The following is an 11,872-nucleotide window of genomic DNA, read 5'->3' on the forward strand; positions in this document are numbered from 1 at the left end:
TCCAATACACTCATATTCATTACCATTATAAAAAGAGCATCAATATGACGGGTTTACCCTTAACTGAATTTTTACCAAACGTTAGCCCTATTGTTTATGGCTGTATGGGACTGGGTGGCGGTTGGAATAATAATGCGATTACTCAAGCGGATATTCAGCAAGCCCATAAGGTCATTGATACTGCGCTGGATAACCAAATAAACTATTTTGATCACGCAGACATTTATACTTTTGGCAAAGCAGAGTCCGTTTTTGGCAAGATATTAGCTCAGCGCCCTGAGTTGCGTGAAAAAATATACCTGCAAACCAAGTGCGGTATTCGATTTGAAGACAGCAAGGGCCCTAAGCGTTACGACTTATCAGCAGAGTGGATTAAGTATTCTGTTGATAACAGCCTCAAGCAACTCAATGCCGAATACCTTGATGTATTAGTGCTTCATCGCCCAGACCCGTTAATGCGACCAGCAGAAATTGCCGAAACGTTTCAACAGCTAAAGTCTGCTGGTAAGGTACGCTTTCTGGGTGTTTCGAATATGCAGCAACATCAAATTAGCGCGCTGCAGCGTATGCTTGGTGAGCCATTAGTGGTAAACCAAATTGAAATGAGTTTGCAAAAACACGCATGGGTAGACGAAACCATTTATGCGGGTAATCAAGACGGCAAAGACATCAACTTTACCCCTGGTACGTTAGAGTACTGCAATCAACATAATATACAAATTCAGGCGTGGGGCAGCTTATGTCAAGGGATTTACAGTGGCATAGCAACAGCGGAGCAGTCGACAGCCGTGCAGCAAACCAGCCAGCTTGTTGCTACGTTAGCCGCTGAATATCACACTAGCCCAGAAGCCGTGTTATTAAGTTGGTTAATGCAGCATCCTAGCCAAATTCAACCTGTTATTGGCACCACCAACCTTGAGCGTATTAAGGCTTGTGCAAAAGCCACTAACGTCTCGTTAAGTCGCGAGCACTGGTATGCATTGTATGTCAGCGCTAAAGGACATGAGTTACCTTAATCATCACTACAGCATGTTTGAGCAATACCCGAGCATTTCTCGATGCCATTCAATTAAAGGATTCTAAGACAATATGAACAAGACAACATGGGCACTATTGAGTGCAGCATTGGTGTTAAGTGGATGTCAGCAAGCAGAAACAGAAGTGGTCGCGTCGGCGGTTCAGCCTTTGCCACAACCAAGCGTACAAGCTGATATATACCAAGATTACTTACATCGTGATGTTCGGGACGATATTTTCTATTTTGTATTACCAGACCGTTTTTATAACGGCGATAGCAGTAATGATAACGGCTCAATCTCTAAACCAATTTCAGCGGGTGGTTTTGATACTAGCAGCAGTCGCGGTTTTCATGGCGGTGATATTTTAGGCATTGAACAAAAGTTAGATTATCTCCAAAACCTTGGTATTACCGCGATTTGGATGACGCCATTATTGCGAAATAAGGCCATTCAATCAGATGGCATTGCGCATCATGGTTATTGGATTGTCGACTTTACCGAAATAGACCCGCATTTTGGATCTAACGCAGACTTAAAACAGCTAATAGACTCGGCACATCAACGCGGTATAAAAGTCTTTTTTGATATTATTACTAACCACACGGCCGATGTCATCAAGTACCAAGAGTGTCATCAAGCGTCGGGAGAGTTTATTGCGCCGCAAACCCATTGCGAATACAAGTCGTTAGCTCAAGTTGAAAAGGGCGACAGTTACACGCCGTTTGTCCCGCAAGATCAAGCGAGTGTAAAAGTGCCTGATTGGTTAAATGACCCGCGTTTTTATCACAACCAAGGTGATAGCACATTCAAAGGTGAGAGCTCATTAAATGGCGACTTTAGTGGCTTAGATGATCTTAATACCGCAGATCCTCAAGTGGTATCTGGCATGGTTGATATTTACCAAAATCTGATTAAAGAATTTAAGCCAGATGGATTTAGGATCGACACGGTTAAACATGTGGACTTGTCATTTTGGCAAACGTTTAGCCCTGAAATCGTTAACTTTGCCAAGGCGCAAGGCATTCCTCAGTTTCATGTGTTTGGTGAAGTGTACGATACCAACCCTATCAACCTCAGCGTTTTTACTACCCAAGGCAAGTTACCTTCGGTATTGGACTTTGCGTTTCAACAAACTGCGGCAGATATTTTTTATCGCGGCAAGAGTCCTGTATTAGCCCAGCAATTATTTGCCCAAGATTCGTTATATCAAGATGACGACAGCCAGGCTGATTTATTGATGACTTTTTTAGGTAATCATGACATGGGCCGCACTGGCTATTTCGTCAATCAAGCCAATCCTGATGTAAGCTCAGCCGATAAACTGCAACGCAGTATTTTGTCGCATGCGTTTATGTTTTTATCTCGCGGTATTCCAGTGATTTATTATGGTGATGAGCAAGGATTTACGGGCGATGGCAATGACATTGACGCACGAGAAGATATGTTTGCATCTCACGTTGCTAGCTACAATGACAATATTTTACTGGGCACGAACGCGACGACCGCAGATGATAACTTTGACCCTAAACACCCTTTGTATCAAGCAATAGCAAAACTGAGTGAACTGCGTAAGCAATATCCTATTTTGCGTCGTGGTCAATATCAAGACCGCTTTTATCAAGCAGACAAAGACATGTTTGCATTTGCTCGGGTAGACCCTGAAACAGGGGCAGAGTTTTTGATGGTGTTTAATAGCGGTGAGCAAGCGCAGACGATTAATGTCACCCAAGAGGGCAAGCGTTATCGCTTAATGACCACATGGCCAGATGTTGTAGTGCCACCAATTGAAGATGCCGCACAGGCCGTATCAGCAGAGTTAACGGTGACCTTACCGCGATTAAGTTATGCAATTTATACCACAGCGAGTTAAGCAATAGAGATAAAAAATGGCTATCCATTGGATAGCCATTTTTGTATTGGTTAGCACTACTGCTTTAATGCTAAGTAGTTAATGACCCCAATGATATCGTCCAAGCTACGCATTTCATTTAAATTGATAGCGTATTTATCGTTAACAATAAATGCCGGTACACTTTGTACTGCATACGACACTTGCTGTTGACGCCACATGGTTAACTTTTTATTGGTGTCTGCACTGTCTGCTACCGTGTCATATTGCTCTGCATCGACACAAAACTCAGCAAAAACATTTTTAATATCATCACGGTTATTAATTTGTGATTGGTGTTCATGTCCAGCTGCAGCGTGGTCGTGACCGCCGGTATTATCTTTGCCTTGGATCGCGCCAAACATGGCTATTTTTAACGCTTCTTTATTATCTAGTTCATGAATAACCGCTAATGCGCGCATGACTTCAGTGCCCAAGTCGCTATTCATAAAGTCGACATGTTTGCTGTCGAAAGCGATTTTTTTGTCTAAACCCGCCTTGATTTCAGGTAGATACTGGCTTTCCATATTGAAACAGTTATGGCAATAGAACGAGAAGAATTCAGTGACTTTAGGTTCACTTGGAACCATGTTGTTAGAAATCTGGGTATAGTGCTTACCCTCAACAAATGGCGTAGCAAATGTGCTAAACGAGGCGGTGATGAGCGTTAGTACTATGGCAAAATATTTAATCATGTAAACCTCAAATCTATGTTAATAGCTAATCTATGTTAATAGCGAATCAATGTAAGTAGTAAATCGATGTTAGTAGTAAATAGTCACTAGGATTCGATTAATCTGCTTGAGCTAATTAGGGTAAGTTTGTTAGCTGAATTATGGCTTAAATCATCAATCAAAAAGACGCTAATTTCGTGATCGATGCGTGCTTTATGAGGATAATCCTTTAATAAAGTTCAGATATTGCTGTGAGGTTAATGATCTGTGCCAATGTCACTATTGCGTGGTCATGAGCGGTTCATTGTTGATGGGTTATGTGGCAAGGCCGATATGGCATGCTGAATTAGCAGGGATAATATAGAAGGATGGATGTAGAACAGTAATCTAAATGCTGACAACGATAATGGCTGTGGATGAAGAGTGGTCATAAGCGGTTCATTGTTGTTGGGTTATGTGGCAAGGCCGATATGGCATGCTGAATTAGCAGGGCTGATGTGGAAGGATGAATGTAGAACAGTCACCCTGAACATTTTAGTGCTGACAACGATAACGGCTGTGGATGAAGAGTGTTCAACCACGGTAGTTTACCGATCAACGCTAATCTCTGAGTGTTTGCCATGCTTCGCACACTTCTCGAAAGCGTTCAGCATTACCTTGTTCACGATCGGGATGCCATTTTAATGCTAACTTACGCCATTGCTTGCGAATGTCTTTATTGGTTGCGGTTTCATCAAGTTCAAACACTTTTAACGCATGACCTTTGTGCATCAACTGTGTGTTAACGCCAATATACTCTTGAAAGCTAGACCAGAATGACTCAAGCATTTCCCGTACAACGTTTACGCTGGAATCATAATTGTTCCAATCGAGATAATAGTCACGTAATGCACCATCGCGAATATGTTGTATATCAGCACTGGCTGGAATGATCCGAAATATTTGGATTTCCATCGCCTTCACTTGCAACCACTGCTTGGGCATCAGTATGTCTTGTAATTCATACAAGGCGTTCATCAGGAGAAAATTGCGTTTGAATAGGTCTTTTTCGGGTAATGGGTCAAGGTTATGCATTAAACCTTTAGTTTGTAATTCACTGGCTAAATGATGCACTTTCCAACTTTGATTTGATGATTGCAATAAACTCAGCACAGGCCATATGAGCGGGTTGTCACCTTTGGGCACATTGAGTTCGTTACTGTCCGTGGTGTTTGCCAGTCCAGTACCGTAAGTATTGTGTAAGGTTTTATTGAGCAGCATAGTGGCTTATTCATCCTGAATTGGCGATTAATCTACTTGTTATTAAAACCCACTATGCCATAGTCGTTTTTAATGACAAGTAGATTTATCTCCACCAATAAGCCTATTTGGCCACTCAGCGAATACGTTAACTTGATAGTATGCTTAACTGATGACAGATTGGTTCCGCGAGACATGATAGCCGATACGAGCATGCTTCAAATAGGTAACAATCAATATTGAGTCATATTATGATTTGATCAACATATTTATTTTTTGTGGGGTTTGATCAATTAATTCCTATTCTTACAGGCAAGAAAGCTTTATTTGGTATAAAATTCTCCGCAATAAAATAATCGGGGGCTTAACCAATGACAGATAAACACTTTATTAGTGCGCAACAACTACTGGAAGATTCATTTAGACTCGCTGCACAAGTATATGATAGTGGCTTTCGACCTCAGTTTATCGTGGGTATTTGGCGCGGTGGCGCTCCAATTGGTATTGCAGTCCAAGAGTATTTTGATTTCAAGAAAGTTGAAACTGACCATATAGCCGTTAGAACGTCTTCTTATTATGGTATTGGCACTGACAAACAAGATAAGAATATCAAAGTACACGGTTTGCATTACATTATTGAAAATGCCAATGCTAGCGATGGTTTGTTGATCGTTGATGACGTATTTGACTCTGGCCGCAGTATTGATGCACTGATTGGTAAATTAAGAAAGTTCATGCGTTTGAACATGCCAACCGATATCCGTATCGCATGCCCTTATTACAAGCCAAAAAACACTAAAGTAGACCTAAAACCTGAATATTTTATTCATTCATCTGAAGATTGGTTAGTGTTTCCCCATGAAGTGTCTGGGCTTAATCCGCAAGAAATTGCTGAAGGCAAAGCTGACTTTAAAAACATCCAAGAGTTGTTTTTATAAGCTATATTCAGCAGTTGTTTAAGCGGTAATTAGCAACGAATTTACTTAGAACTTTGTTCAAAGTTTGCTAAAGTATAAAGCTATGCGAGTGCGTCAACATACTTATGTCAATGCGACAATATTAGTATGTTGGCGCACTTTTTTATCCGAATCAATGCGAAATTTAATTAACATTATGGTTTCTGTAGAATTGTTCACCCCCGAGGCGCCTGTAAAGCGCCAACTTGAACTGTTAGCACCGGCTAAAAATGCTGATTATGGCATTGAAGCTATTCGTCATGGTGCTGATGCTGTTTATATTGGCGGCCCTGCATTTGGCGCGCGTCATAATGCTGGCAACAGCGTTAAAGACATCGCTCGCTTAGCTGAATTTGCTCATCGTTATCATGCCCAGGTGTTTGTGGCGCTTAATACCATTTTAATGGATGACGAGATTGATAGAGCGCAAAAGCTTATTTGGCAACTTTATGAAGCCGGTGTCGATGCCTTGATTGTTCAAGACATGGGGGTTTTACAATTAGATCTTCCACCTATCGCGTTACATGCGAGTACCCAAACTGATAACCGTAGCCCAGAAAAAACGGTTTTTTTCGAACAAGTCGGTTTTTCACAAGTCGTGTTAGCTCGTGAGTTGAATATTCCACAAATTCGCGACATTGCTGCTAGCACAAAGATGAAGTTAGAGTTCTTTATTCATGGTGCGTTATGTGTCAGTTATAGCGGTTTATGTAATTTAAGCCATGCGTATTCTAATCGCAGTGCTAATCGCGGTGAATGTTCACAGATGTGTCGATTGCCGTGTAATTTAACTACGCGTGAAGGTGAAGTATTAGCTGAAAATAAGCATTTATTATCACTAAAAGATAATAACCAAACGGATAATTTAGAAGCCTTAATTGATGCGGGCATTAGCTCATTTAAAATTGAAGGCCGCTTAAAAGACATTACTTACCTCAAGAATGTTACCGCACATTACCGTCAACAACTGGATGCCATTATTGCTAAACGCAATGATTTGGAATCTATTTCTCATGGTCGTTGCGAGTTTAATTTTACGCCCGATCCTGATAAAAGTTTTAACCGCGGTAAAACAGATTATTTTGTCAATGAACGCACTGAGGCCATTGAGCATTTTAGTTCGCCTAAGTTTATCGGTGAAAAAGTGGGCCGTATCACCCAAGTAGGTAAAGACTTTATTAAAATCGATACCAGTGAAAGTGGCAAAGACATTCATTTTAACAATGGTGATGGCTTATGTTTCTTTGTTGAACATTATGAAACCCAGCGGTTGTCTGACGATAAGCTCTCCGGTGTGCGCATTAACCGCGCCGACGGTAATACCTTGTATTTAACTGAGGTGCCTAAAGATCTTAAAATTGGCGTGATGATGTTCCGTAACTTCGATCATAAGTTTGAAGCTATCTTAAATAAAGATTCTGCCACCCGTAAAATAGCTGTTGATATGCAATTTTTTGATACCGATGACGGCGTCGGATTAACCATCACCGATGTACACGGTATAAGTGCAACCGTTACCTTAGCCTGTGATAAAGCCCCTGCGAATGATCAAGCTAAAACGGCAGAAAATCTGAAAAAACAACTTAGCAAACTTGGCAGCAGTGATTTTGTATTGAATAAGGTTAATTTACTGACGGAGCAAATGTGGTTTTTACCTGCCTCGGTGGTAAACGAGCTACGCCGCGACGCTGTGAGTACATTAATGGCCACAAGGGTGACGAGTTACCAACGACCAGAGCGTTGGGTGCACGATAAAACGGCGCGTTTCCCACAAAAAGCATTGAGCTTTTTATCTAACGTGGCTAACGAAAAAGCTAAATCGTTTTATCATCAGCATGGGGTGATTCAAATTGAAGATACCTATGAGAAAAATAACGTGTTGCATGATGCACCGTTAATGGTGACCAAACATTGTTTGCGTTACAGCTTTAACTTATGCCCGAAAGAAGTTGAAGGGATTAAAGCCGACCCAATGTTTTTAGATGTCGGTAAAGATAAATTGAAGTTGGTGTTTGACTGCCATAAATGTGAAATGATGATTGTTGGTTCTAACCAATTAGTGAAACAATAACCGCATCGCAGCGAGATTTTATTCATCATATTTTCTCCAGTGGCAGCATTACGCTTGCCACTGAGTTAATTTTTCAAATAAGCTGCAAAAATAACCATTAAATAGCTGCCCAAACTCGTGCGTTTCGAGTACACTGCGCGGCTGAAATTTCATGGGTTTTAGCCTGTGATACCTTAAGTAGGAAAGAATAGATTATGAGCGATAGCAAAAAGTATGCTTTACGTGTTATTCAAATTGAAAACACGTGGAAAACCGAAATCACTCGTCGTATGACATCGACTAAAACCATAGTATCAAAAAGCCAAGATGGTTTTGCGTCAGAAGCAGAAGCTACTGCATGGGGCGAGCAATCACTGCAAGGTTTTTTATCTAAGCAAGTTGATCGTAACAAGCGAAAAACTGAAAAGCACCTTAAAGCTAAAAGTTTAGCAGCGGCTATAGCTGCAGAATCTGCCGTCGATGAAGAAGAGTTATTCGATGCTGAAGATGAAGACGATGCTGAAGACGAAGATGACGAAGAACTAAACTAACATCTTACCAACGATGTAAATGTTATCGATAAGTGTCAATTTTTGTATGTTCAGGATAGGATATACCTAATTAGAATGATTTTTAGTCAACTTATCTCTTTCTTGACCAAATAAGGATTCATTTGGATGAACAAGATTGCTGCAATTATCGGCTGCTCGGGCTGTCTAGGAATTATGTTCCTGTTCCCGAGTAGTGCATCTGCGACACTTCCAGCACTGATGGCATTTGGCGAAGATGACAACTCATCAGGTGCTATAGTGATGTCTGAGGATGTTCAAAAACTCACGGCCCTATCTGAAGAATTTGGCTTTTTACCGCCATTAGATTGGAAGCTTGCATTCAGCGATAAACGTGGCGATATGACAATGGCTGAGTTTATTCCATCCAATGAATCATTAAATGATTGGTCTCGTTTAGTCTGTATGCAGGGGTTTAAAGGCTTAGCAAATGACGTTGAACCCGACCAGTTTTTAGATTCGATGGCGGCGACATATCAAGAACATTGTGAAGGCAAAATTGTTTATCAACAGCTAGGCAGTTCTAAAGTCGATGGGCTCGAGGCTGTACATGGTTTATTAGGCTGCACCAGTATGCCTAATATTCATCATTCTTCCACAGTGGTTGAAGCGTCTTATGTTTCCAGCCCGCAAGGTGAGATGGGCTATTTTACGGTGATAAGTGATGACGAAAATGTCTACTTAATCCATAAATCCATTCGTACAGCCATTTTTACCACAGAGACAGCTCCTATCACTATCGATAATTATCGTAACTTCATGAGCCAACCTTAACGTCGACATTTATCGCTAACATTGACGACATATTCATATATTAGCGCTGTGTTGATATAATTAGTGCCGTGTTGATAGCGTTGTTGGCCATTTCTAGTGTCACTCTCGTAACATGTTGAATGCCCGACAAGTTGAATAATCTGCGAGTTAAGCTTTTGTTAGTATCAACTTCACCTTAGGATCCGTTATAATCGCCGCGCTAATATTTTGGGATGTCACTCATTAGTCAGACAGTACTATGGTACTCAATGTTAACGCAGACATAACAACAGATATTTTTCAATCATGAGTTGAATATCAACTTATGATAATTTAATAGTCAATCTTTACGGTGCTTGCTTTGAAACGATAGACCAAAGCAGGATAATCGGGAAACCAGTGTAAATCTGGTACTGCCCCCGCAACGGTGATTGGTGAGAGTCAGGTGCGCAATAACCTTGCGTTAATCATCTCGACTCGCGTGCGTTTACCTTTAGTGTAACGCCATAACCTTAGTCCGGAGACCGGCCTTAAAGGTGATTTCGATGATTTCGGTGGGCAGATCTCGAAATGTAATGTGATACCGCTTGTGTGCTTATTTATAGAACCTTTCTGTAGAATAAGGCCCAAGAGGAGTTTTATATTGCGGCGTTATTGCCCCATTTTTCCTTTCAGGAGTTAAAGGTAAATGGGTACTAAACCAACAAAAATTGCACTGTTATTAAGTGCTGTCTTCAGTGTCGCAAGTGTTAATGCTGTTGCGATTGAATCAGTTGTTACATCCCCCTCGTCTTCGGCTATCAGCATGGATGAAACCATTGTGGTTATTGGCCGAAATGCTGCTAAGCCATTAAATATTGCTGCCAATGTTAATGTCATTGATGCTGCTGATATTCAAATGAGCGGCGCCACCAATTTAACCGATTTATTACGTGGACAATCTGGTATTCAGGTGTCGGATAATAACTCGGGCAGTGTATTTTCTATGCGTGGGTTTTCTGCATCACAAGCCGCTAATAACACGCTGATCTTAGTCGATGGACGCAGACTGAATAATATTGATATTGCGGCACCGAGCATTGAGTCGATCCCGATTAACTTAGTTGAGCGTATTGAGATTTTATCAGGCAGTGCAGGGGTACTATATGGTGACCAAGCTGTTGGCGGCGTGATCAATATCATTACCAAAGCACCGACAGAAACGGGTGGTGGTTTACAGGTTAGTGGTGGCAGTTTTGATACCTATGAAGCTAAGGGCGATATTTCAGGGGTTATCAACGATGCATGGCGTTACTTTTTAGCGGCCAGCTATAACGAAAGCGATAATTACCGCGATAATAATGACAATGAAACTAGTTCTATTCTAGGTCGCTTACAATATCAAACAGATACCGAAGACTTCTATGTTGAAGTTAATCATTTTGATAACGATCGCCAAGCACCAGGCGCGCTAACGCTGGCGCAGTACGAAGCAGATCCTCGCCAAGTAGCATCATTTTCTGAAGGTGAATTCTCTCATGAAATAACCACAGCATTGCGCAGCGGTTATCAATACCAGCTGAATAATATTTGGGCCTTAGGTGCTGATTTAACCTACTCGGATACATCAACCACGAGTCTGTTATTTGGTGGAGCAGGGCGTATTGAGCGCGACTTATTAAGTTTCTCACCTAAAGCTACTGCTAACTATCATTTAGAACATGGTGATTTAAATTTTGTTGCCGGTATTGATGTGAGTAAAGGTGAAGCTGATTTCGATACACTTTATACGCAACGAAATAATGAACAAACACAAAAGAGCGCTTATGTGCAAGCATCGGTACCGATAACGCCGACGTTATCTTATGTTGTTGGTGGTCGTTATTCTGAAGTGACTGACGATTTATATGACCAATTACTATATCCGAACCGTATTGAAATCGATAATGACGCCCATGCGTTGGAGTTAGGGTTAAATTATCGCCCAAGCAGTGAACATCGTTTTTATGTCCGTGCAAATGATAACTTCCGTTTTGCCAAAGTCGATGAACAAGCTTACACCCCGCTTGATGTACAAGGTTTAAATCCACAAACAGGCCGTTCTTACGAAGCAGGTTGGGACTTTACCACTACAACTCAAACATTAAAAATCAATGCTTATCAACTTGAGTTAGAAGATGAGATTGTTTACGAAGGCGGTCGTACAGATGGGCCTTATGGGGGGGGGGCTAACGTAAACGCCGATGAATCTCGCCGCTTTGGTGTGAGCACTGCTTATGATGTGCAGTTATCAAATGACTGGCTGCTAGGTGCTTCGTACGACTATATTGATGCAGAGTTCACTCAAGGTGAGAACGACGGTAAAGCGTTATCTTGGGTGGCAAAACATTCAGGTAAAGCCTTCGTAAGCTATGATTTTACTGATAATTGGCAAGCGTTTGTTGAAGGTGTTTACACTGGTGAGCGTTACATGGAAGGCGACAACAGCAATACCGGTGATAAGTTAGACAGTTACGTGCTAACAAACCTTGCGCTTAACTATACCTATTCAGGTTGGAATGGTAGCTTACGTGTAGATAACTTGCTTGATGAAGATTATGCTGGCACTGGTTATTACTCGGCTTATGGCAGTGGTTATTATTCTGGTACTGGTCGCTCAATTAGACTGACTGCGGGTTATCGTTTCTAGATTATCTTTTTTTAGCGGATAACCTTTCGAAAGCCAGTAAACTATTACTGGCTTTC

General features: G+C 41.3%; 9 protein-coding genes and 1 riboswitch. Of the genes, 7 read left to right on the top strand and 2 right to left on the bottom strand.

All coding sequences use genetic code 11. From position 1 onward, the window contains the following. Window positions 1-44: 44 nt before the first annotated feature. Window positions 45-1,016, top strand: coding sequence for an aldo/keto reductase (locus AAEY97_RS00245; protein WP_101085922.1), 972 nt, complete (start codon window positions 45-47; stop codon window positions 1,014-1,016). 73 nt (window positions 1,017-1,089) lie between these two features. Further along, window positions 1,090-2,889 carry an alpha-amylase family glycosyl hydrolase gene (locus AAEY97_RS00250; protein WP_350995681.1) on the top strand — a complete coding sequence of 600 codons (1,800 nt, stop codon included), beginning with the start codon at window positions 1,090-1,092 and terminating at the stop codon, window positions 2,887-2,889. 56 nt (window positions 2,890-2,945) lie between these two features. Here the strand turns inward: AAEY97_RS00250 and AAEY97_RS00255 are convergent, their stop codons facing one another. Both AAEY97_RS00255 and AAEY97_RS00260 read right to left on the bottom strand, forming a co-directional pair. After that, complete coding sequence (locus tag AAEY97_RS00255; protein ID WP_350995684.1) at window positions 2,946-3,602, bottom strand: thiol:disulfide interchange protein DsbA/DsbL; 657 nt, start codon at window positions 3,600-3,602, stop codon at window positions 2,946-2,948. A 579-nt stretch (window positions 3,603-4,181) separates the two neighbouring features. After that, window positions 4,182-4,841, bottom strand: coding sequence for a DNA-J related domain-containing protein (locus AAEY97_RS00260; RefSeq protein ID WP_101085919.1), 660 nt, complete (start codon window positions 4,839-4,841; stop codon window positions 4,182-4,184). A 350-nt stretch (window positions 4,842-5,191) separates the two neighbouring features. On the opposite strand from AAEY97_RS00260, the gene AAEY97_RS00265 reads away from it, so the two are divergent. The 5 genes from AAEY97_RS00265 (at window position 5,192) to AAEY97_RS00285 (ending at window position 11,816) form a co-directional block, all read left to right on the top strand. Then, a complete protein-coding gene (locus tag AAEY97_RS00265; RefSeq protein WP_101085918.1) occupies window positions 5,192-5,758 on the top strand; it encodes a phosphoribosyltransferase in 567 nt (188 codons plus the stop codon). Window positions 5,759-5,933: 175 nt separating this feature from the next. Next, the gene (locus tag AAEY97_RS00270; RefSeq protein WP_350995994.1) at window positions 5,934-7,847 is read left to right on the top strand and encodes a peptidase U32 family protein; all 1,914 of its coding nucleotides are present in this window, start codon (window positions 5,934-5,936) and stop codon (window positions 7,845-7,847) included. Window positions 7,848-8,041: 194 nt separating this feature from the next. Then, window positions 8,042-8,377: a DUF3622 domain-containing protein gene (locus AAEY97_RS00275; RefSeq protein WP_101085917.1), complete on the top strand. Its 336-nt coding sequence runs from the start codon at window positions 8,042-8,044 to the stop codon at window positions 8,375-8,377. A gap of 126 nt (window positions 8,378-8,503) precedes the next feature. Next, window positions 8,504-9,169: a hypothetical protein gene (locus tag AAEY97_RS00280; RefSeq protein ID WP_350995687.1), complete on the top strand. Its 666-nt coding sequence runs from the start codon at window positions 8,504-8,506 to the stop codon at window positions 9,167-9,169. A gap of 312 nt (window positions 9,170-9,481) precedes the next feature. Beyond that, window positions 9,482-9,695, top strand: a riboswitch (cobalamin riboswitch). Between the two features lie 141 nt (window positions 9,696-9,836). Further along, window positions 9,837-11,816, top strand: coding sequence for a TonB-dependent receptor (locus AAEY97_RS00285; protein WP_350995690.1), 1,980 nt, complete (start codon window positions 9,837-9,839; stop codon window positions 11,814-11,816). Window positions 11,817-11,872 lie beyond the last annotated feature (56 nt).

Source organism: Shewanella sp. TB7-MNA-CIBAN-0143 (assembly GCF_040310065.1).
In the GTDB taxonomy this organism is placed as follows: domain Bacteria; phylum Pseudomonadota; class Gammaproteobacteria; order Enterobacterales; family Shewanellaceae; genus Shewanella.

Coding starts and splice junctions, on each gene's coding strand:
- AAEY97_RS00245 (WP_101085922.1), top strand. CDS start 45: ATGACGGGTTTACCCTTAACTGAATTTTTACCAAACGTTAGCCCTATT.
- AAEY97_RS00250 (WP_350995681.1), top strand. CDS start 1,090: ATGAACAAGACAACATGGGCACTATTGAGTGCAGCATTGGTGTTAAGT.
- AAEY97_RS00255 (WP_350995684.1), bottom strand. CDS start 3,602: ATGATTAAATATTTTGCCATAGTACTAACGCTCATCACCGCCTCGTTT.
- AAEY97_RS00260 (WP_101085919.1), bottom strand. CDS start 4,841: ATGCTGCTCAATAAAACCTTACACAATACTTACGGTACTGGACTGGCA.
- AAEY97_RS00265 (WP_101085918.1), top strand. CDS start 5,192: ATGACAGATAAACACTTTATTAGTGCGCAACAACTACTGGAAGATTCA.
- AAEY97_RS00270 (WP_350995994.1), top strand. CDS start 5,934: ATGGTTTCTGTAGAATTGTTCACCCCCGAGGCGCCTGTAAAGCGCCAA.
- AAEY97_RS00275 (WP_101085917.1), top strand. CDS start 8,042: ATGAGCGATAGCAAAAAGTATGCTTTACGTGTTATTCAAATTGAAAAC.
- AAEY97_RS00280 (WP_350995687.1), top strand. CDS start 8,504: ATGAACAAGATTGCTGCAATTATCGGCTGCTCGGGCTGTCTAGGAATT.
- AAEY97_RS00285 (WP_350995690.1), top strand. CDS start 9,837: ATGGGTACTAAACCAACAAAAATTGCACTGTTATTAAGTGCTGTCTTC.